Origin of the sequence: Arthrobacter sp. APC 3897, from assembly GCF_030407495.1 — a bacterium.
Taxonomy (GTDB): domain Bacteria; phylum Actinomycetota; class Actinomycetes; order Actinomycetales; family Micrococcaceae; genus Arthrobacter_B.
Map to the genome: position 1 here is coordinate 50,025 of NZ_JASDDG010000021.1, position 20,791 is coordinate 70,815.

Below are 20,791 nucleotides of genomic sequence, written 5' to 3' on the forward strand. Positions count from 1 at the left end.
GCTTGACCACAACGTCCCCCACTGAACATGCGGTGCGCGTCCGCCGCACCGGATTTAACCGAGCCCTTCGATGGCCCGCCGAAGTGCTGGGCGGCAGTGTCCGCCGTGCTCCCGTGACGCTTGGCTTTGTTGTTGTTCTGTGGCTGGCAGGCGCGTTCACCGGGAGCCTGGAAACAGGCCCCGAAGGTGCCCTCCAGGACTGGGTGGTTTTGTCCGCCGGGTCTTTTCCCGCCCATTGGCCCGCGCTGCTGCTGTCCGGCTTCTGGGCAACAGGCCTGGCCGGATACGTCTCCGGCACCCTGCTGGTCCTGGCCGTCGGGCTGCCGTCCGAACGCCGGATGGGATCAGTGCGGTTCGCCGCTGCTGCCGGGATATCCCAGGTACTGGGTTCCCTGCTGGCCCTGGGATTCGCCCATGCAGCCATTGCCGGGGACTGGTCCCGGGCACTGGAGTCGGAATCCTTTGTTGGACCGGTGGCCCTTACCTGCGGTGCCGCCGCCGCCCTGAGCGCCACATTATCCACTCTCTGGCGCCGCCGGCTTCGGCTCGGGCTGTTCACACTGCTGATGCTGCTGGCACTGTACGGAGGTTCCCTGCAGAGCGTGACCGTCCTGGCCGCCGCAGCCGTGGGCGGAGTGGGCGGACCACTGCTCTTCGGGCGGCTGCCGCGCTGGCCCGGCCGCCTTGTCTCCAGCCGCCGGGAGGCACGCGTGCTCGTGGCCCTTGTCGTGGCAGCCTCCGCCGCCGGTCCGGTAATCTCGGCTCTCAGCTCACAGGCAGTGGGCCCGCTGGCTGTTCTCCGCTATCTCTTCACCTACGTGGATATCACGGACCCGCAGGCCCTGGCCGAGCTGTGCACCGATACCGGCGAGGCCGCACAGTGCCACGCGGCCAAGCTTCAGCTGCGTGCCGGTCCGGCCGGTTTCTTTTTGGCCACCCTGCCCCAGATCCTGCTCGTGGTCTTCTCCGACGGCCTTAGACGGGGCCGGCGCTTTGCATGGGGGGCCGCTTTGGTCCTGCAGGCAGTCATGACAGTCCTGGCCGGCATCCGGATACTGCGTCACCTTACCGGCGCGGACCGCGGCGGCCGCTATGAACTGGGCACGGCCCAGAATGCGCTGGCCCTGGTGCTGCCGATGCTGGTTCCGCTGGCGGTGCTGGTGCTCCTGGCGGCCACGCGCAGCCTGTTTACCGTTTCCGCTCCGCCGGGTACCTACCGCAGGCTGGCCGTCTGGGTGGGCAGTGCCGCCGTCGTCCTCAGCGCCCTGTACGTGGCAGCGGGGCTGCTGCTGCCCGGGGGGTTCACCCCCGCGGCTTCCCTCGGCACCCTGCTGGCGGACCTCCCCGAACGCTTCCTGCCTGTCCTGGTGCTGGCGACGCCCGCACCGGTCCTGCTGCCCGCCTCGGCTTTCGCTTCGCTGCTGTACGAGGGCGTCGGCGTGGCGTTTTGGGGCCTCACCTGCATAGTTCTGCTCTACTCGTTTGTACAGCCGGCCCACGGCCGGCAGGCACGGGACGGCGACCGCGCCCGGGGCCTTCTCAAGGCACACGGCGGCGGCACCATGGCCTGGATGACGCTCTGGCCCGGCAACAGGTACTGGTTTGCGGCGAGCGGGAACTCCTATGTCGCGTTCCGCGGGGATCTCGGTGTTGCCCTGACCGTAGGAGAGCCCGTGGGCCCCCGCAGTGAACTGCGCAGCACCGTTGAGGAGTTTTCCGCCTACTGCACGGCCAACGGCCTGGCCGCCTGCTTTTATTCGGTGACCGCGGACGTGGAAGAGATCACCGGGAACCTGGGTTTTTCCCGGCTGCAGGTTGCCGAGGAGACCATCCTGCCGCTGGGGCAGCTGGAGTTCAAAGGGAAGAAGTTTCAGGATGTCCGCACGGCCATGAACCACGCCCGGAAAGCAGGCATTGAGGCCAAATGGATTGACTATTCCTCGGCGCCGCTGGCACTCCTTGACCAGCTTCATGCGATCTCCGAAGAATGGGTGGCGGACAAGAAGATGCCGGAAATGGGGTTCACACTCGGTGGGCTGGACGAGATCAATGATCCCGAAGTGCGGTGCCTGCTGGCGCTCGACAGGGACGGCACCGTCCACGGAGTGACGTCCTGGCTGCCCATCTACCGGGACGGCCGGGTGATTGGATGGACGCTGGACTTCATGCGGCGGCGCAGTTCAGGTTTCCGGCCCAGCATGGATTTTTTGATCGCCTCCGCTGCAACTCTGCTCCAGGATGAAGGCTATGAACTGATCAGCCTTTCCGGGGCGCCTTTGGCCCGTTCCCGGCAGGGCGGGAAAAGCGAAGCTCCGCTCCTGGACCGTGTGCTGAACCTGCTGGGAGCAACACTGGAACCGGTGTACGGTTTCCGTTCCCTGCTGGCCTTCAAGGCGAAGTTCCAGCCGCAGTACGTCCCGCTGTACATGACGTACCTCGATCCCGCATCGCTGCCGATGATCGGCAACGCGGTTGCCCGGGCCTATTTGCCCGGCGTCTCGCTTAGCCAGAGCCTCACCTTGGTGCGTCGGATTGTCGACGGCGTCCGATGAACTCGGTCTCCCTGCTGACGGGGGTGGTGCCGGTTGTCCTGCTGGCCCTCGGCGGAATGTCCCTGATCTGGCTCGCTTCCGGCGGGGCACGGCATTTGCTCGTGGTGGTTCCGGCGGCGGCCCTGGCCTCTGCGGCGCTGACGTTTTCCCTGTTCCTCTTGGCTGAAGGCGTCTTCCATTGGTGGGATGCTTCATTTCCGCGGATATTGTACGTATATGCCGGATTAGGAATACTTGCTGTGATCCTGGCCGGCGTCCGTTTGCGGACCGGAAGGTCCGCTCCGCCCAAGATCCTGGCGTTGACCGCTGCATCCCTGGCACTGCTGGCCGTGGCCGTCACCGTCAATGCTGCCTACGCCCAGTATCCAACGCTGGAGTCCCTGGTCAGCCCGCCAAGGCCGGTGGATGAAGCTCTTCCGGAACGGGATCCCGCAACGGCCGCCGGCCTGCCGGCCACAACGGAGGCGAACTGGACTGCACCCCCGGACATGCCGTCGGAGGGCAGGATCTACTCGGCGGAGATCCCGGGCAGCACTTCCGGTTACGCCTCCAACTCCGCACTGGTTTACCTTCCTCCCGCTTATCTGGCTTCGCCGGCCGCGGTGAACCTTCCAGTTCTGGTGCTCATCCACGGCCAGCCCGGAAACCCCAGCGACTGGCTGGTGGGCGGGCAGCTGCTGACTATGGTGGACACGTTCGCGGCCAAACACCACGGGCTGGCGCCGGTAGTGGTCATGCCCGATGCCTCCAACGCGGATAACGCCAACTGGCCCCTCTGCCTCGATTCGGACATCAGCTCCTCGGCAACCTATCTGGCCGTGGATTTGCCGGCCTGGGTGCGGCAGCATCTGGCCGCAGGCCTCAGCGGAGGCAGCCAGTGGGCCGTGGCCGGCTATTCCTACGGCGGCACCTGTGCTCTGCAGCTGGCCACGAACTTTCCGGACACCTACCCCACTTTCATTGACATCGCCGGCGAATCGGCGCCCACCGTGACACAGGGCCAGGATTTCCTCATCAACACCTACTTTGGCGGAAACAAGTCGAGGTTTACGAGCCAAAACGCACTGGACCTGCTGGCAGCGAAATCGTTTCCGGATTCCGCGGGCATCTTTGCCGTCGGCGCCGATGACTCCGTGTACACACCCGAAGGCCGCCGGGTCTACGCGGCCGCCAAAGCTGCGGGCATGGATGTCAGCCTGCAGGTGCTGCCCGGCGGCCACTCCTGGCAGGTGTGGAAGGCGGGGCTGGCGAACAACCTGGACTGGCTCTGCCGCCGATTGGGCATACTGGGTTCATGACCGATAGCCCAGAAGGGACCCCTCCCTCCGATCCCCGGGACCAAGGCGGCCGCCCTCCCCGGCCCGGCACGCGGGCCTGGGCGGCTTCGCTGCTGCACCGCCTGGCGCAGTGGACATCTCCGCACGCCGCCCTGCTGATCACACTGGCACTGGGGCTGATTCCCGCGATGCTCCTGACACTGGGTTCTGCCGAGGTTTATGAAGCGGTGGCGGAGTCCGAGGGCGTGGCCCTGCTGGATGAGCCCGCACTGGATGCGGCACTGGCGGTGCGTTCACCCTGGACGGATGCGGCTGTAACTGCGTTCACGAATCTGGCCGGCACGGTGGGCATGCCCATCCTGGCAGGTACGGCAACGCTGGTGCTGGCCTGGCGCTGGAAGTCCTGGACCCCGGTACTCCTTATGGTGTCCGCCGCGGCCGGGTCACTGCTGATGACGGTGGCGGGGAAGGATTTGATCGGCCGGACCCGGCCTCCGCTGTTGGACGCCGTTCCGCCGTATGAATACTCGGCGTCGTTTCCCAGCGGGCATTCCCTGAATTCGGTGGTCATTGCCGGCATGGTGGCATACCTGATCATCCTGCGGCTTCAGGCACGGCGGGCCAAGCTCCTGACGGCGGCGGCCGCCGCGGCTTTCGCCGTTGCCGTAGGACTGAGCCGTGTCTACCTGGGACACCACTGGCTCACCGACGTCCTGGTGGCATGGACGCTGGGACTGGCCTGGCTGGCGGTGGTCATCACCGTCCACCGGCTGCTGCACTCACGCCGGGCAGCAGCTCAGGGTATCGACGCCGGAGGGTAAGCACGCCGGACCGTAAGTTAGAGCCTGCGCAGGAGGGATTCCAGCACCTGGGCCACGCCGTCGTCAGCGAAGGCCGGGGCTACCCGGTCAGCCGCCGCCAATGCATCGGCGTGGCCGGACGCCATGGCGTAGCCGCGCCCGGCCCACTGCAGCATCTGCACATCATTGGGCATGTCACCGAAGGCCACCACATCCGCCGGAGCAATGTCGCGGGATGCGGCGTAGTCGGCCAGCGTGACCGACTTGTTCAAGCCGTGCAGGGACATCTCCAGCAGCGGAACCGCAGGCGCGGAGTGCGTGGTGGACACCAGGTGCGATACCGCCGGGCGGACCCGGTGCAGGAACTCATCCGGAGACGTGCCGTCCACGCGTGCCAGGAACTTCACCACCGTGTCCGCCTCGGAGAGGCTGGATTCCAGCGGGGCGGGAGCCGCCGCGCCCGGCAATTCCCTTGAACCGGGTTCGAGGAATCCCGGAGCCAGATGGAAGCCGTCCACGGTTTCCGCAGCGAACCGGACCGCCGGGTAGAGCTTCCGAATGATCTCAGCGGCCGTGAAGAGATCCGACAACGCCAGGGCCTGCGCCTTGAGCACCCGTCCGGCACCCAGATCGTAGGTTACGGCACCGTTGGAACAGATGACGGTGCCGGTATGCCCCAGGGCATCGGTGAGCGGGGTCAGCCAGCGCGGGGGCCGGCCCGTGACAAAGACAATCTCGACACCGGCGTCCACGCAGTCCCGGAACGCACGGACGGTGCGGTCGCTGATCCTGTTGTCGGGCCCCACAATGGTCCCGTCCAGGTCGCTTGCTACCAAACGCACCGGGCACCCCGTTCACTCGCTGTGTTCTGCACATCTGCGCAGACCTCCAGCCTATCCGGCCCGGGCAGCCCGATGCGGCCGGATGCGGGCTCAGGCGCCCCGGGTCAGTCGGCGGAAACTTCAGCCAGACCCACCAGGACGCCGCGGGCCAGGGTGTGGCTGAACAGGTTGAACCCCAGGAACGCCGGGGTGGCATCAGCCGGAACATCCAGGGTTTCGACGTCTACGGCGTGAACCACAACAAAGTAGCGGTGCGGTCCGTGTCCGGGAGGCGGTGCCGCTCCCACAAACCCGGCAAACCCGGCGTCGTTTCGAAGCTGCACCGTACCCTGCGGCATGTTGTCGCTGTTGGCGGCATCGGCGGGCAGCGAGGTGGTGGACACGGGAATGTTGAAGGCCGCCCAGTGCCAGAAGCCGCTGGCAGTGGGCGCGTCGGGGTCATACATGGTGACCGCAAAACTCCTGGTGCCTTCCGGGGCTCCGGACCAGCTCAACTGCGGGGATGCGTCCTTCCCGCCCGGAATCCCCATTTTTCCGCTGTACTGTGCGGGGCCAAAGGGCTCCATGTTGGCGATGTCCCCGCTGGTGACGGCAAAGGACGGTACGGAGGGAAGGGCTTCATACGGATCATGGATTTGCATCATGTTCTCCTTGGCGTGACTGCTCGTCAGGGGTTGGAAAGATCTTCGCGGGAGGGCGGGTTGGCACCCGCCCGTGAGACGGTGACGGCTGCGGCGCGGACCGCAAAGCCCAGCACGGTGCTCAGGTCCCCGGCGCCAATGCGGACCAGCTCGGGACGGCGGGCACCGCCGTCGAGCTCCAGATCCATGAGTGACACCAGCAGCGCGGACATGAAGGAGTCTCCGGCACCCACAGTGTCCACCACGGCAACCGGCGGAACGGAGGCCTCGGCCTCCCCGGCGGCGGTGACGGCCCAGGCTCCCTTGGATCCGCCGGTGACGGCGACGAGCGCGGGGCCCATGGCCAGCCAGCGCCGGGCGGTGTCGCGGGGGTCTTCCTCCGGGTACAGCCAGGCGAGGTCCTCGTCCGAGGCCTTGACGACGTCGGCCAGGGCGACGAATTTCTCCGCCTGGTCCCGGGCGTAGGCCGCATCGGTAATGATCGAGGGCCGGCAGTTGGGATCATAGGTAATGGTTGCCGAGGGGCGGGCGCGTTCCACCGCCCGCAGCACGGCGTCTGCGCCGGGCTGCAGCATGGAGGCAATGGACCCGGTGTGCAGCATGGTGGTGCCGTCCAGCAGCCGGGGCAGTGCCTCGGCCAGGGACGGGAGCTGCCAGGCGAGGTCAAAGGTGTAGCGGGCGCCGCCGGCCGGATCCAGCAGTGCGGTGGCGACGCTGGTGGGCAGGTCATCCGGCGGCAGCGGGGTCAGGACGGAGTTGCCCCGCAGATGTTCATGGATCAGCTGCCCGTAGGCATCGGTGCCGTAGCGGCCCACGAACTGCACCGGCCGGCCGAGCCTGGCAACGCCGACAGCCACGTTGAGGGGGCTCCCGCCGGGATGGAACCGTTTGGGAGCGGTGTCGCTGAGAACCTCGTCCACGAGGGCTTCGCCGATGACTGTAAGCACGCTTCTCAACCTAACAGAGCGCCGGCCAGGTTTCCTTATGTTAGCCGCGCCTGAGACAGTGCGGCCACCGCTTCGATGACGGCGGCCCAGGCTTCGGTTCCCGGGGTGATCAGGTCAAAGTGGTCTCCCGGGACCATCCGCAGTTCGGCGGGCGAGCCGGACTGCACGGCCGCCTCCACGAATCCTGCCGATTGGCTCAGCGGTACATGCCGGTCAGCATCCCCGTGCAGGGCAACCACGGGAACGGACAGCGGCAGGCACAGCAGGGGGTCCGCGCTGCGGTAGCGGTCCGGATCTGCTTCCGGGGAGGACCCCAGGAAATTGCGCACCGCTCCGTCGCTCAGGTTCAGCTCCATTGCCTCCGCCAGGTTCAGGACCCCGGCCTGGCTCACGACGGCGGTGACGGGCACGGCGGCTCCGGTTCGGCCGGCAGCCCACACAGCCAGGTGTCCGCCGGCGGAGTGTCCCAGGACGGTAACCCGCGAGAGGTCCAGGCCGTACTCCGGGGCTGCCGGGGCGAGCGCATCGATTCCGGCACTGATGTCCTCGAACGTTTCAGGCCAGCCGCCGCCGCTTCCCGCCCGGCGGTACTCCAGGTTCCAGCAGGCATACCCCCGTGCTGCGAGATCCTGCGCGGCCGGCCGGCCGAGCTCCGCCGTGTACCGGGAGCGCCAGTACCCGCCGTGGATGATGACCACCACTGCGGGGAGCTGGGCAGGCGCAGTGCCGCCGCCGTCGGGCAGCGTTAGTTCCGCGTACTGATCCGGGTGCTTACCGTAGGCAAGGCGCTGCGGGTCCGACGGCATCATAACCACCTCCTCATCTGGCCTAATCTGGTAGTTGAGCCTAGCGTCCGGTACGCCGGACGGCCGGCGACACAACCAAGGGTGAAGGAACGGGGATTTTTCTATGGGCGCGTGGGACAGCCTCGATGACCGGCTGCGTCCGGTGGTCCAGGCGAGCACCGATGAATACGCACGGGTCCGGCCGGCTCTGGAGAAACTTACCCGCGAAATGGAGGAGAGCCTCCGGGCCACCTTCACGGACAGCCCCGTCCGCCCGCTGTTCGTGGCTTCACGGACCAAAACGGTGGAATCTTTCCGGGATAAGGCGTCCCGGACCCTGCCGTCCGAGGATCCTGCGGAGCTGCCGACCCTGCTCTTTCCGGATCCGCTGCGGAACCTGATCGATCTCGTGGGCCTGCGGGTCATTGTGACCCTGCCGCACGAGGTGGATGAAGCCGCCAACCTGATCAAGCGCCAGCGTTCCGAGTTTGACTGCCGCGGGGACCGGGAAAAGGACATCGGATCCATCGAATCCGGAACCTACGGCTATTCCAGCCGGCACCTGGTCCTGCGGACCATTCAGAATGACACCGTTAGGGAATTCCACAAGCTCCTGGACCCGGACCAGCGGCCCAACGGCAGCTACCAGTTTGAAGTGCAGATCCGCACCGTGCTGGCTCACGCCTGGTCCGAAATCGAGCATGACATCCGGTTCAAGGCCGGTGACCCGCGGGCCTGGAGCCCGTACTTCGACCGCCAGTTCACCGCAACGGCGGCCATGCTGGAGACTGTGGAAACAGCGTTTGCCGAACTGCACGAGCGCTATGAGACCGTCACCGGTTTCTGGGACGAGGATGGACAGGGAAGCGCGCCGCTGACCCCCAACCGGATCCGCGACGTCTGGATGACCCTGCTGCCGCACGTCAACCGCAAGGCCGGCGATGACTGGGGGTGGGCCGCCGAACTGCTGGCCGCCCACGGCATGAAGACCACCATGGACCTGGCCGGACTGCTGCAGGCGGACATCATCACCAAGGTCCGCAGGGCCCTGGACCACCGCTACTCCCCCGGACCGGACCGGCTGCTCGATGACCTGCTGCTGTGGCGCTTCGGCAAGGAACACATTGACCTCACCGCAGAGCCGGAGGACGCCCCGGTCAAGCCCCGGCGGGAGTCCCTGGGCCGCCGCTACCGGCAGATGCAGCTGTTCCGGGCCCGGGAAGAGAACGCCTAGGATTCTGCGGCCGCTTTGAGGTTTCGCGCACGGGTTGGGAAATCGCTGCCAAGGCGGACCGGCCGCACTTTCCCAAAGTTGCAGGGAAATCCCAAAACAGAGGTTTTCTGACCTGTCCGTCGCCGGCGCTGATCCTTGCAGCACGTCCCTTCGCCGCCTACGGTGAGCGGATGACGATCCAGCTCAGTGTCCGGGACGCACGGCGGATGCGGTGGCAGTCCCAGCTGTTGGGCGGCTCGGATCTGGGGCCGGCCGACGTCGTGAACCGCGCCGTCGCACTGCAGGGACAGAATCTGCCCGCTGTGCTGCGCGCCCTCGCCCTGCGCTCCCGCCCGGGAACATCCGCGGCTGATGTCCGTGCCGCCTTTAACAGCGGCGCACTGGTCCGCAGCTGGCCCATGCGGGGCACCCTGTTCGCTACGACCCCGGAACACCTGGGGACGCTGCTGTGGTTCACGGCGGAACGCATTCACCGGGCAACAATGAGACGCAGGGAGGAGCTCGGGCTGGATGACCATACGGTTGGCCGCGCCCGGGACCTGCTGCTGGAAGCTCTCGGGACGCGCCCGCTGCGCCGGGCGGAAGTGCTTGCCCTATGGGACGCTGCGGGCATCCCCACGGCGGGCGGCCCCGGGTATCACCTGCTTCTGCATCTGGCGGTCGGCGGCCATGTGCACTGGGGCGCCTTCGATCCGGACCGCCCGGAACAACTCCTCACTTTCTCTCCCGTCTATGCGCCCGCCGATCCGGAGGCAGCACTGGCGGAGACAGTGCGCGGATTTGTCCTCGCCCGGGGCCCGGTAACCGAAGGGGACCTCGCGTGGTGGACCAAGCTGCCCCGGACGGTCCTGCGGCGGGCGGCTGCCGCGGTGGAGGACCTCACCACGGTGGAGGTGGGCGGCGCCGCCTACTGGATGATCGGTGAGCCGGGCCCGGCGAGGACCAGGGGAGCGGTGCTGCTGCCCGGGTTTGACGAGTGGATCCTCGGCTACGGGGACCGCTCGCTGACCACCAGTCCTGCCATGTTCCAGGCCGTGGTGCCGGGCCGCAACGGGATTTTCCGTCCCACAGTGGTGGTGGACGGAATCACCGTGGGCACGTGGAGGCTGCCGCGCACCTCTTCCCGTGCCGCAGTGGAACCGGTGGTGGAACTGGTGGAACAGGTTCCGGCGGCGGCGCGGCGGGCGATTGCTCAGGCGGCCGCCGCCTGGCCGCACGGTTAGGCTGAAGCCCGCTGCACCAGGCTGATGTGCGGCAGCCCGTTGCCCGCGTGGGCTTCCCCCAGCGCCATTTGCGCAAACCGCTTCCCCAGCTGTTCAGCATCAAGGCGGACGCTCGTCAGCGGAGGCACGGCAAGGGACGCCAGCGGGATGTCTTCGGCTCCGATCACCGCCAGGTCCTGAGGTGCCGACAGGCCGGCAGCGGCGAGGCCTGCCAAAAGGGCGAAGGCATGGTCGTCGTCGAATGCGCACACCGCACTCACCGGCTCCGGGCCCTCCAACAAGCGCGCGACGGCGGCCGCTGCGTCAGCGGCGTCCAGGCGCAGATGCGCGACGGCGGGACGCGGCAGTCCGCGGACGGCACACTCCTGTTCAATGGCAGCCAGCCGCATCCGCACCCGCCAGCCGTAGCCGGAACCCACCGGCACCGCCACGCCGATCCGCCGGTGCCCGGCCTCGGCCAGGTATTGGACCTGCAATTCGCCGATGCCCAGGTCCGGACCAAGGGGATCATTCAGGGTCAGCTGCAGCGAGGCCACCCGAATCCCGGTCGCCTGCAGGGCAGCCAGCTCCGCGTTGTCCAGCGGAGTAATGAGGATCAGCGCCGCAGGAACCAGGGAATGCACCAGGGACACCGCACCGCCGCTCCGGGGCAGCCGGTGGGCCACCAGGCGCAGGCCATTCTGCTCCAGATATTCCGAGGCGGCATCAATCACCATGGCCTGGGCGCGGCCCAGAGGTTCGGGCGGCAGCAGCATCAGCACCAGTTTGCTGCGGCCGCTGCGCAGCGTGCGGGCCGCAGCGGACGGGATGTAGCCAAGATCGCGGGCAGCGGCCAGCACCCTGTCCCGGGTGGCGCCGGAGATGCTTTGCCCGCTGCGGCCGTTGAGGACATAGCTCACTGTTGCCCGGGAAACGCCCGCCTCCCGGGCCACGTCACTGGAGGTGGTCCTGCGTTCCACGGGCCGTCCTTTCCTCCGAGAATCTCGACCTTATGCCTGCCGGTTTTCTCCGGTACTCTGACATTACAGGCAACTTACACGTGTAAGCAGTCTTCCCGCATGGAACGCCTGGCAAACCGCGGCCGCCACAACCCGGCCGCCTCCGCAACGAAAGGATCGGTTCATGGCCAACTCGCCCATCACCGCCCAGAACACCGTCCAGCAGTGGCTCGACCACCCGGCGGGCGGGCCCGCCATCCGGGGCATGCTCGCGCAGGCCGGGAGCGATGAGTCCACCCTGGGCCCGGCACTGACCCTGAAGCTGCAGCAGCTGGTGGATCTGAGCCAGGGCAAGTTCCCGCAGGCAGCCGTGGATGAACTCGTCAAGGCTGCGAACGGGGGCGTCATGCCCGAAACCGAAGCCGCCGCGCTGCCCACGGTTGCCGGCCGCTTTGAAGGCCGCACCGTCATTGTCACCGGCGCCGGTTCCGGCATCGGCCGTGCCACGGCCGGACGGATCGCCCGCGAAGGCGGCCGCGTCATCGCCGTGGACATGGCTGAAACGAAGATCAAGGAGCTCGCCGAAGAGCTGGGGGATGCCATTGTTCCGGTCGCCGCAGATCTGACGGACGCCGACGCCGTCGAGCGGATCATTACCGCCGCCGGCGGACGGATTGACGGCCTGGCCAATGTGGCCGGCATCAATGATGACTTCTCTCCCCTGCATGAAGTCACTGACGCCATGTGGCAGAAGATCTTCGCCGTGAACGTGGAGGGCCTGATGCGCCTGACCCGCGCCGTGCTGCCAACCATGCTCGAGGCCGGCAAGGGATCCATCGTCAACATCACCTCCGAAGCAGGCCTGCGCGGCTCCGCGTCCGGCGTGGCATACACCGCTTCCAAGCACGCCGTCGTGGGCATCACCCGCAGCACCGCCTTCATGTATGCCCGTGAAGGAATACGTGTTAATGCCGTGGCTCCGGGAGGCGTGGCCACCGGCATCCCGATGGGGGGCAAGGTCAGCGAGTACGGCGAGGCACGCCTTTCCCCGGCCCGCGGCAACATCCCCGGCCTGGCCTCCGCCGAGGACCTGGCGGCGTCCATCACCTTCCTGCTGAGCGACGACGGCGTGAACATCAACGGCGCCATCCTGCCCTCAGACGGCGGCTGGTCCGCGGTCTAACGGCTGCGGGAAAACACGGAAACAGTCACCGAGAACCGAGGAGAAACATGAAGTCTGTCCACGTCACCGGCCCGGACACCAACGAGTGGGTGGAGGTTGAGCAGCCTGTCACCGGAGCCCGCGATGTCCTGCTGAAGATAAAGGCCTGCGGCATCTGCGGCTCCGACGCGATGTACACCCATGTGGGCGGCATTCCGCCCCGTCAGGGAGCCACCCCGCTGGGCCATGAACCGGCCGCCGAGGTCGCCGAAGTCGGCGCCGAAGTTGAGGGCTTCGCCGTCGGTGACCACGTGGTCATCGACACCATGGCGTTTACCGACGGGCTGCTGGGCAGCGGCGGCGCCCAGGGCGGACTCTCGGAGTATGTCCTGGTGAAGGACGCCGAGCCGGGACGCCAGCTCCGGGTTATCCCCCGGGAGATCCCCTGGGAGGTGGCCGCGCTCAACGAGCCGATGGCCGTGGCCTACCACGCGGTGAACCGCACCGGTCCGAAGCCCGGCGACAAGGTTGTGGTCTTCGGCGCCGGCCCCATCGGCCTCGGCGCGGTGCTCGGCTACCGCCGCCGCGGCGTCTCGCACATCGTGGTGGTGGACATCATTCCTTCCCGGCTCCAGAAGGCACTGGAGATCGGCGCTGATGCCGTCATCAACTCCGCAGAAGAAGATGTGGCAGCCCGTCTGGTCGAACTGCACGGGGACGGGGCCACCATGATGGTGCGCGGAACCCGTTCCGGGACCGATATCTTCCTCGATGCCGCCGGAGCTCCCGTAATTCCCCAGACGGTCGGCGCCGTGGCGAAAGCCGGGGCGGTGCTGGGCGTCGTGGCGGTACACAAGAAGCCGGTTGAGCTGGACTTCGGTTCCATCCTCACCACGGAACTCACCATCGTGTTCGCGATGGGCTACCCCACGGAGATCTTCGAGGTCACCGATGACATCATCGAGAACTGGCAGAAGTATCAGCTGATCATCAGCGATGTGCTGCCCTTCGAGAAGTCCCTCGAGGCCCTGGAACTGGCAAAGACCCCGGGTGCCGCGGACAAAGTGGTGGTCCGGTTCGACTGACGTCGGCTGACTGGGTTTAACGCGGATTTAACGACGGCGGCCAGCATGTTCAGGGACTGCTCCAGCTCGTCCTTGGACACCATTGGGAAGGACACCTGCTTCAGCGTGTCCTTGTCGGTGACGTGGGACCAGTCGTAGGTCAGCGTGACCTCGGTGGAGTCCGCACCCTGGGGCTCAAGCTCCCAAACCCACTGCCAGCCCTTGGGCTCGGTGCCGGCCGGAGCCGTCTGCCAGGCCAGGAGCTTGTTGTGGTCATACCCTGTGACGTGGTTTTCCGTCTGGTAGTCGCCCATTTTTTCGTTGTTCATGTTCATGGTGAAAACCTGGCCGGATGCGGTGATGCGGTCGGTCTTCTCATCGGAAACAACCATGCCGGAACCGTCCAGCTCATGGTGGCGCTCCGGATTGGACAGCAGGTTGAAGATGTCTGCGGCGGAAGCGTCAATGATTCGCGAGACAACAATGCTCGTCTGATCAGTGGTCAATGAACTCTCCTTCGATAGATGGATCGTACGTACCCGCAGGCTCAGTCTGCGGTTTGTTCCGAGGCTTCCTGCAGTTCCCAGCCGGTAATGTACGGCGGATCCTGCCCTTCGTCCCGGGTGTACTGCCGGCAGCGGGCCCGTTCGTCCTGGAGCCACTGCCGAAAACCGGCCTGCGTTGATCCCAGCGACGCTACCCGGTCCAGCACGTCGATGGCCAACTGGAAACGGTCAATCTGGTTCAGCATGGCCATGTCGAACGGCGTGGTGGTGGTGCCTTCCTCCTTGTATCCGCGCACGTGCAGATTGCCGTGGTTAGTGCGCCGGTACGTCAGCCGGTGGATCAGCCACGGGTAGCCGTGATAGGCGAAAATGACGGGCCGGTCCGTGGTGAACAGGGTGTCAAAATCCCTGTCAGAAAGCCCGTGCGGGTGCTCCCCGGGGTCTTGGAGGCGCATCAGGTCCACCACGTTGACCACCCGGATTTTCAGCTCCGGCAGGTGCTCCTTCAGCAGGGCGGCGGCGGCCACCGTTTCCAGGGTGGGCACGTCCCCCGCGCAGGCCATGACGACGTCGGGATCCGTCTTTTCGCCGGGCCCTGCGGTTTCGCTCCCGGCGAAGTCCCAGATGCCCACGCCGCGTTCAACATGCAGCAGTGCGTCCTGCGGATTCAGCCACGCGGGTGTGGGCTGTTTTCCGGACACCACCACGTTCACGCGGTCCCGGGTGGTCAGGATGTGCCCGGTCACGCCGAGCATCGTGTTCACATCCGGGGGAAGGTACACACGGATGACTTCGGCTTTCTTGTTCACCACGTGGTCGATGAAGCCCGGATCCTGATGCGAAAACCCGTTGTGGTCCTGCTGCCAGACATGGCTCGACAGCAGATAGTTCAGCGAGGCAATCGGCTGCCGCCAGGCCAGGTTCCGGCTGACTTTGAGCCATTTGGCGTGCTGGTTGAACATGGAATCCACAATGTGGACAAAGGCTCGTAGCAGTTGAAGACCCCGTGCCCGCCGGTGAGCAGGTAACCCTCCAACCATCCTTCGCACAGGTGCTCGGAGAGGACTTCGGCCACCCGCCCGCTGCGGGCCAAATGCTCGTCGATTTCCGCAATGCGCTGTTCCCAGGCCTTGTCCGTGACCTCATAGACGGCCTGCAGCCGGTTGGACGCCGTCTCATCCGGGCCGAAAACCCGGAAGTTGGACGGATTCAGGGAGATCACGTCGCGCAGGTATTCACCGGCGGTAATCATCGGCGAGATCCGCTTGGTTCCGGGGCGTTCCACCTCCACGGCATGGTCCGCATAGGCCGGAAGTTTGAGGTCCTGCAGCAGCCGTCCGCCGTTGGCGTACGGGGTGGCGCTCATCCGGGCATCACCCGCCGGGGACAGGGCGGCAATTTCGGGCCGCAGCCGGCCGGCGTCATCGAACAGTTCTTCCGGCCGGTAGGAACGCAGCCACTCCTCAAGCTGCGCCAGGTGCTCCGGATTCTCGTGGATTCCGGACAGCGGCACCTGATGGGCGCGCCAGGTGCCTTCCACCTGCAGGCCGTCCACCACCGCGGGACCGGTCCAGCCCTTGGGTGAGCGGAAGATGATCATGGGCCAGCGCGGGGCGTGTTCATTCCGCGCCTTCTCGGAGGCGGCGGCATCCGGGGCGTCAGCCGGTACGGCGATGCGTTCCCCGCTGCGGTAGGGAGCCTGTATTTCATCGATTTCCGTCAGGCAGGCTTCCAGCGCGGCGGCGAAATCCGCGTGTGCCTGCGCGGTGGCCGAGGGATCTTCCACTGTGACCAGGTGGGGGTGGTACCCGTAGCCCTCCATCAGCTTCACGAGCTGTTCCTCCGGCATGCGCGACAGGATGGTGGGGTTGGCGATCTTGTACCCGTTCAGGTGCAGGATGGGCAGCACAGCACCGTCCACAGCCGGGTCCAGGAAGCTGTTGGAGTGCCAGCTGGCGGCCAGCGGCCCGGTTTCCGCCTCACCGTCGCCGATCACCGTGGCAGCGATCAGGTCCGGGTTGTCGAACACCGCACCGTAGGCGTGCGCCAGCGAATACCCGAGCTCTCCGCCCTCATGGATGGACCCCGGAGTCTCCGGCGCTGCGTGGCTGGGCACGCCGCCGGGGTAGGAGAACTGCTTGAAGAGTGTCTTCAGCCCGGCCTCGTCCTGTCCCACATGGCTGTAGATCTCCGAGTAGGTTCCTTCCAGCCAGGCGTTGGCCACGTTGGCCGGTCCTCCGTGGCCGGGACCGGTGATGAAGAGGACCCGGCGCTGCTGGTCGCGGATCAGCCGGTTCAGGTGGGCGTAAAAGAAGTTCAGTCCGGGCGTGGTGCCCCAGTGGCCCAGCAGCCGGGCTTTCACGTCCTTCTTTTCCAGCGGACGGCGCAGCAGCGGGTTGTCCCGCAGATAGATCTGCCCGGCGGAGAGGTAGTTGGCGGCGCGCCACCAGGTGTCCACATCCTTTAAGGTGTCGCTGAGCGGTTGGTCCGGTGCGGCGGGTGCGGCAGTCATGCAGTGTGCCTCCTGGGGTTGGGAACGGCTGAAGGTCAGGGCAGGCTGGTCAGGGGGTTTCGACGACGACGTCGGAGGGTTTCTTGTCCGGGCGCAGTCCGCGCCAGGCGGGGTGGCGCAGCTTGCCGGTGGCGGTGCGCTCCGAGTAGGTCACTTCACCCACGAGAACCGGGCGGACCCACTGGGCGTCGGAGGCATCAGCGGCAGGAACTCCCTCAAGCGGGGGTGTTTTGCGGGCGAGTTTTTTCAGTTTCCCGCCCACCAGTGCCAGGTCTTTTTCGCTGAGCCCGGAGCCCACCCGGCCGATGTACGACAGTTCGTGGCCGTCCGGCACAGCCACCAGCAGCGAACCGATCCGGGATGCCCGGCTGCCCTTACCCGGCCGCCATCCCACAATCACCACTTCCTGAGTGGAGGAGTTCTTGAGTTTGATCCAGCTCCTGGACCGCCGGCCCGGCGAGTATGCGGCGGACAGCCGCTTGGCCATGACTCCTTCCAAACCGAGTTCCCTGCTAGCCTCCACGGCCTGGTCCATGGACATCTCCAGTGCCGGCGGTACCTGGACATGACCATCCTCACCGGCGGGTTCCACCGCAGATTCCAGGATCTCCCGCCGCTGTGAGTACGGCAGGTCCGTCAGCGGGTTTCCGTCCAGCCACAACAGGTCAAAGAGCATCAGGTGCACCGGGGTGCGGGCGGCAGCGGCCTCAATGTCGCGGCGTTTGGTCAGGTGCATGCGGGGCTGGAGCAGCCCGAAGTCCGGCCGGCCGGCCTTGTTGACCGCAACGATTTCCCCGTCAAGGACTGCGCGTTCACCATTCAAGTACCGCCCCAGTTCCTGCAGTTCCGGATAGGCGGCCGTCATGTCATTGCCGTTGCGGCTGATCAGACGGGTTCCTTCAGGAGTCACCTCCACCACCGCACGGACGCCGTCCCACTTCATTTCAAAGGCCCAGCCGTCGTCTTCATTGACATCGGCGCGCGTTCCCAGGGTGGCCAGCATGGGTTCCGCCTGCGGCATGCCGTGCTCTTTCGCATCGGCGGCCACGGCTTTGGCCAACCCTGCGGTGTCCGGCAGATTTTTGGCGGCAGGTGCGGGAGCCTCTGCCGCCGCGGAGACGGCTTCCTGCGGCGACCCGGCCGGCGCATGCCCGGTCTTCACTGTCTCCTTGGCGTTTGGTTTGGCAGCCGGTTCAGTCTTCTGCTTGGCGTTCGGTTTGGCCTCCGATTCAGCCTTCGAGCCCGGCTGGTGCTTCATCAGGTGGATGAGCCAGTTGTTGGCCCCGCCCCTGCCGCCGGTGTGGATCAGGGCGAAGCGGCGGTCCGCGCTGCCTTCGGAGGCCAGGCCGCCGTCGGGCTGGCCGTGCAGCACGGCAATGACTTCCTTGCCCTCGCGCCATTTTTCCGGCTCGTAGGTTCCGTGGTCCCAGATGCGGACCTCGCCGGCACCGTACTCGCCCTTGGGGATGGTGCCCTCAAAGCTGCCGTAATCCAGCGGATGGTCCTCGGTCTGCACCGCCAGGTGGTTCTGATCCGGGGAATCCGGCGGTCCCTTGGGCAGCGCCCAGGAGACGAGGACGCCGTCGTGCTCCAACCGGAAATCCCAGTGCAGCCGACGGGCATGGTGCTCCTGGATCACAAAGCTGTTGCCCTCGGAGGGCTCGGCGGGTTCGGCCGGAACGGGCTCCGGGGTTTTGGCGGCGTCGCGCATGCTGCGGTATTTGCTCAATCGGTCCGCAGGTCCGGCGCCGGTTCCGTCGGTCAGGGCCTCCTCCAGCGCCTCCGCTTCCATCTCCCCGGACCCGGCGTCCATGCCGGCCAGCGGATCCCCGTCCTCGGCCAGCCGCTGCATCACCTGTTCGTAGTCCAGCTGGGCGAGATCCGGATCCTCGAGCTCCGCCCAGGTGCGCGGCGCCGCCACTGTGGGCGTGAACCTGCCGCGCAGGGAGTAGGGGCAGATAGTGGTTTTGTTGCCGTTGTTCTGGCTCCAGTCCAGTAAAACCTTGCCGGCGCGCAGTGACTTTTTCATGTCGGACACGATCAGGTCCGGGTGGTCCGCTTCCAGTGCGCGGGCCAGTTCGTGCGCGACGGCGCTTACCTCGTCCGAGGTCTGCTTGCCGTCCAGCGCTGCATATAGGTGGATGCCCTTGGAACCGCTGGTGACGGGCCGTGCGTCCAGTCCCATGTCGGCGAGGATGTCCCGGGCCAGGCGGGCCGCTTCGGCGCACTGTGCCAGGTCCGCGCCCTCCCCCGGATCCAGGTCCAGCACCAGCCGGTCCGGATTGTTAATCTTGCCGCGCGGACCAAACCGCCACTGCGGCACGTGGATTTCCAGGGCAGCGCTTTGCGCCAGCCAGGTGAGTGTCGCCAGGTCATTGACCAGCGGATAAATGTTCGTGCCGCTTTTATGCTCAATCGGAAACCGCTTTACCCATGTGGGAGCGGAGGTGTCGATGTTTTTCTGAAAGAAGACCTGCCCCGGATCACCGGGCACCCCCACTCCGTGGACCCAGCGCTTGCGGGTGGCGGGACGGTCCCTGGAATGCGGCAGCAACGCCTCGGCCACGGCGGCGTAATAGGACAGCACGTCGGCTTTCGTGGTCCCCGTTTCGGGATACAGCACCTTGTCCAGGTTGGTCAGCCGGAGCCGGTGGCCGTCCACGTTCACGGTTTCCTGCTGTTTCAGACCCGTTCCGCTGCTCGCCATGGTCCCTAGTTTTACCGGGACGGGCAGGCAATTTCCAGTATTTGTCAGCCTGCTGAGCAGATTACGCCAAGGGCGTTCCTCAGGCACTGCACTGCAGCGGAAGAACTGTGTACGTTGGGAAAATGACTGATTCGCAGCGGGTTTTGGTAACAGGCGCCACGGGCTACATTGGCGGGCGGCTCGTTCCCCTGCTCCTTCAGGACGGCCACAAGGTGCGGGCCCTGGTGCGTTCCCCCGAGAAACTGCACGACGTTCCGTGGAGCCACGAAGTGGAGATTGTCCAGGGTGACCTCTCGGACAAGGATTCCGTCGCCAAAGCCATGCAGGGCATTGACACCGTTTACTTCCTGGTCCATTCCATGGCCTCCGGCAAGGGATTCGCGGACCAGGAAGAGCGGATTGCACACATTGTGGCGGACGCCGCTGCCGAGGCCGGAGTGCAGCGGATCGTGTATCTGGGCGGCCTGCATCCGGAGGGTGAACTTTCCCCGCACATGCGCTCCCGCACCGAAGTGGGCCGAATCTTGCTTGAGGGCAAGGTCCCCGCAGTGGTTTACCAGGCCGGCGTGGTGATCGGCTCCGGATCGGCGTCGTTTGAAATGATCCGGCACCTGACCGAAACCCTTCCGGTGATGCCCGCACCGAGCTGGGTGCGGCGGAAAATTGAGCCCATCGCCATCCGCGACGTGCTGCACTACCTGGTCCGCGCCGTCGATATCCCCGCCGATGTGAACCGCACCTTCGATATCGGTTCCCGGGAGGTCCTTACCTACGCGGAGATCATGAACGGCTATGCCGAGGAGGCAGGCCTGCCGCGGCGGCGAATTTACGCCCTGCCGCTGCCTGCACCCCGGCTCGCGGGCATGTGGGTGGCACTGGTGACCCCGATTCCGCGGTCCATGTCGCTGCCGCTGGTCGAATCGCTGCAGCACGACGCCGTGTCCAAGGAACACGACATTGACGAGTACGTGCCGGAGCCCGACGGCGGACGCACCGGGTATCACGCGGCGGTCAAGCGGGCCCTCGGCAAGGAAGCGCGCGGAGAGGTGGAAACCACATGGGCCGGTGCGTCGCCGTCCGCGGATGAGGCATCGTCGCCGCTGCCGAGTGACCCGGACTGGGCCGGGCAAACGGTGTACGTGGACTCCCGGCAGCGCCGGTCAGCCGTTGCTCCGGAGCATGTGTGGAAGGTGATTGAGGGCATCGGAGGCAAGAACGGATGGTATTCGCTGCCCATGGCCTGGGCTATCCGCGGCGTGCTGGACAAGACCGTGGGCGGGGCGGGGCTTACCCGCGGCCGCCGCAACCCCACCACGCTGTTCACCGGTGACGTGGTGGACTGGTGGCGGGTGGAAGCGCTCGAACGCGGCAGCCTGCTGCGGCTGCGGGCGGAAATGCGGGTCCCGGGCAAGGCCTGGCTGGAGCTGCGGGTGGATCCCGACGGCGGCGGCAGCCTCTACCGGCAGCGTGCCATCTATTTCCCCAAGGGGCTCGGCGGGAAACTGTACTGGTGGCTGATCGCCCCGTTCCACGGCCTAATCTTTCCGTCCATGGCCAAGAACATCATCAAGAACGCTTCCAGGCTCGCCCAGGAAAGCTGA

At 66.4% G+C, this 20,791-nt stretch carries 15 protein-coding genes and 1 pseudogene; 8 read left to right on the plus strand and 8 right to left on the minus strand.

Annotated features, from left to right (window positions below; translation table 11 throughout):
* Positions 1–2 precede the first annotated feature (2 nt).
* Genes QMA10_RS11400 through QMA10_RS11410 form a run of 3 tightly spaced genes read left to right on the plus strand, consistent with a single transcriptional unit; the run spans position 3 to position 4,650 of the window.
* Entirely contained in the window at positions 3–2,552 is a 2,550-nt protein-coding gene (locus tag QMA10_RS11400) for a DUF2156 domain-containing protein (RefSeq protein ID WP_290168464.1), read from the plus strand.
* Positions 2,549–3,850 carry an alpha/beta hydrolase-fold protein gene (locus tag QMA10_RS11405; RefSeq protein ID WP_290168466.1) on the plus strand — a complete coding sequence of 434 codons (1,302 nt, stop codon included), beginning with the start codon at positions 2,549–2,551 and terminating at the stop codon, positions 3,848–3,850. The genes QMA10_RS11400 and QMA10_RS11405 overlap by 4 nt, the downstream gene beginning before the upstream one ends.
* Positions 3,847–4,650 carry a phosphatase PAP2 family protein gene (locus QMA10_RS11410; RefSeq protein ID WP_290168468.1) on the plus strand — a complete coding sequence of 268 codons (804 nt, stop codon included), beginning with the start codon at positions 3,847–3,849 and terminating at the stop codon, positions 4,648–4,650. The genes QMA10_RS11405 and QMA10_RS11410 overlap by 4 nt, the downstream gene beginning before the upstream one ends.
* A 17-nt stretch (positions 4,651–4,667) precedes the next feature.
* Here the strand turns inward: QMA10_RS11410 and QMA10_RS11415 are convergent, their stop codons facing one another.
* The 4 genes from QMA10_RS11415 to QMA10_RS11430 all read right to left on the minus strand — a co-directional run bounded on the left by QMA10_RS11415 (position 4,668) and on the right by QMA10_RS11430 (position 7,868).
* Positions 4,668–5,471, minus strand: a complete 804-nt coding sequence (locus QMA10_RS11415; RefSeq protein ID WP_290168471.1) for an HAD family hydrolase — start codon at positions 5,469–5,471, stop codon at positions 4,668–4,670.
* A gap of 104 nt (positions 5,472–5,575) precedes the next feature.
* Positions 5,576–6,115, minus strand: a complete 540-nt coding sequence (locus QMA10_RS11420) for a YbhB/YbcL family Raf kinase inhibitor-like protein (RefSeq protein WP_356834735.1) — start codon at positions 6,113–6,115, stop codon at positions 5,576–5,578.
* A gap of 23 nt (positions 6,116–6,138) precedes the next feature.
* Positions 6,139–7,059, minus strand: coding sequence for a carbohydrate kinase (locus QMA10_RS11425; protein ID WP_290168473.1), 921 nt, complete (start codon positions 7,057–7,059; stop codon positions 6,139–6,141).
* Positions 7,060–7,094: 35 nt separating this feature from the next.
* Complete coding sequence (locus QMA10_RS11430) at positions 7,095–7,868, minus strand: alpha/beta hydrolase (protein ID WP_290168475.1); 774 nt, start codon at positions 7,866–7,868, stop codon at positions 7,095–7,097.
* 100 nt (positions 7,869–7,968) lie between these two features.
* Between QMA10_RS11430 and QMA10_RS11435 the strand changes: the two genes are divergently transcribed.
* Positions 7,969–9,078: a (p)ppGpp synthetase gene (locus tag QMA10_RS11435; protein ID WP_290168476.1), complete on the plus strand. Its 1,110-nt coding sequence runs from the start codon at positions 7,969–7,971 to the stop codon at positions 9,076–9,078.
* Positions 9,079–9,248: 170 nt separating this feature from the next.
* A complete protein-coding gene (locus QMA10_RS11440; protein WP_290168478.1) occupies positions 9,249–10,301 on the plus strand; it encodes a winged helix DNA-binding domain-containing protein in 1,053 nt (350 codons plus the stop codon).
* Here QMA10_RS11440 and QMA10_RS11445 read toward each other — a convergent pair.
* A complete protein-coding gene (locus tag QMA10_RS11445; protein ID WP_290168481.1) occupies positions 10,298–11,260 on the minus strand; it encodes a LacI family DNA-binding transcriptional regulator in 963 nt (320 codons plus the stop codon). The two genes, QMA10_RS11440 and QMA10_RS11445, sit on opposite strands and share 4 nt — an antisense overlap.
* A gap of 163 nt (positions 11,261–11,423) precedes the next feature.
* On the opposite strand from QMA10_RS11445, the gene QMA10_RS11450 reads away from it, so the two are divergent.
* Positions 11,424–12,422, plus strand: a complete 999-nt coding sequence (locus QMA10_RS11450) for an SDR family NAD(P)-dependent oxidoreductase (protein WP_290168483.1) — start codon at positions 11,424–11,426, stop codon at positions 12,420–12,422.
* 47 nt (positions 12,423–12,469) lie between these two features.
* Positions 12,470–13,486: a zinc-binding dehydrogenase gene (locus QMA10_RS11455; RefSeq protein WP_290168485.1), complete on the plus strand. Its 1,017-nt coding sequence runs from the start codon at positions 12,470–12,472 to the stop codon at positions 13,484–13,486.
* On the opposite strand, the gene QMA10_RS11460 is transcribed toward QMA10_RS11455, so the two are convergent.
* The 3 genes and pseudogenes from QMA10_RS11460 to QMA10_RS11470 all read right to left on the minus strand — a co-directional run bounded on the left by QMA10_RS11460 (position 13,381) and on the right by QMA10_RS11470 (position 19,190).
* Positions 13,381–13,971, minus strand: coding sequence for an SRPBCC family protein (locus QMA10_RS11460; protein WP_356834743.1), 591 nt, complete (start codon positions 13,969–13,971; stop codon positions 13,381–13,383). The two genes, QMA10_RS11455 and QMA10_RS11460, sit on opposite strands and share 106 nt — an antisense overlap.
* 41 nt (positions 13,972–14,012) lie before the next feature.
* A pseudogene (locus QMA10_RS11465) lies at positions 14,013–16,483 on the minus strand (phosphoketolase family protein).
* Between the two features lie 49 nt (positions 16,484–16,532).
* Positions 16,533–19,190 (minus strand): ATP-dependent DNA ligase, encoded by a 2,658-nt coding sequence (locus QMA10_RS11470; protein WP_290168486.1) that lies wholly within the window; start codon positions 19,188–19,190, stop codon positions 16,533–16,535.
* Positions 19,191–19,312: 122 nt separating this feature from the next.
* Here QMA10_RS11470 and QMA10_RS11475 point away from each other — a divergent pair, with 122 nt between their 5' ends.
* On the plus strand, positions 19,313–20,791 hold the full coding sequence (locus QMA10_RS11475) for an SDR family oxidoreductase (RefSeq protein WP_290168488.1): 1,479 nt from the start codon (positions 19,313–19,315) through the stop codon (positions 20,789–20,791).

What these genes read in the sequence shown, in the direction of transcription:
- QMA10_RS11405 (WP_290168466.1), top strand. Translation starts at nt 2,549, where the DNA reads ATGAACTCGGTCTCCCTGCTGACGGGGGTGGTGCCGGTTGTCCTGCTG.
- QMA10_RS11410 (WP_290168468.1), top strand. Translation starts at nt 3,847, where the DNA reads ATGACCGATAGCCCAGAAGGGACCCCTCCCTCCGATCCCCGGGACCAA.
- QMA10_RS11420 (WP_356834735.1), bottom strand. Translation starts at nt 6,115, where the DNA reads ATGATGCAAATCCATGATCCGTATGAAGCCCTTCCCTCCGTACCGTCC.
- QMA10_RS11430 (WP_290168475.1), bottom strand. Translation starts at nt 7,868, where the DNA reads ATGATGCCGTCGGACCCGCAGCGCCTTGCCTACGGTAAGCACCCGGAT.
- QMA10_RS11435 (WP_290168476.1), top strand. Translation starts at nt 7,969, where the DNA reads ATGGGCGCGTGGGACAGCCTCGATGACCGGCTGCGTCCGGTGGTCCAG.
- QMA10_RS11440 (WP_290168478.1), top strand. Translation starts at nt 9,249, where the DNA reads ATGACGATCCAGCTCAGTGTCCGGGACGCACGGCGGATGCGGTGGCAG.
- QMA10_RS11450 (WP_290168483.1), top strand. Translation starts at nt 11,424, where the DNA reads ATGGCCAACTCGCCCATCACCGCCCAGAACACCGTCCAGCAGTGGCTC.
- QMA10_RS11455 (WP_290168485.1), top strand. Translation starts at nt 12,470, where the DNA reads ATGAAGTCTGTCCACGTCACCGGCCCGGACACCAACGAGTGGGTGGAG.
- QMA10_RS11470 (WP_290168486.1), bottom strand. Translation starts at nt 19,190, where the DNA reads ATGGCGAGCAGCGGAACGGGTCTGAAACAGCAGGAAACCGTGAACGTG.
- QMA10_RS11475 (WP_290168488.1), top strand. Translation starts at nt 19,313, where the DNA reads ATGACTGATTCGCAGCGGGTTTTGGTAACAGGCGCCACGGGCTACATT.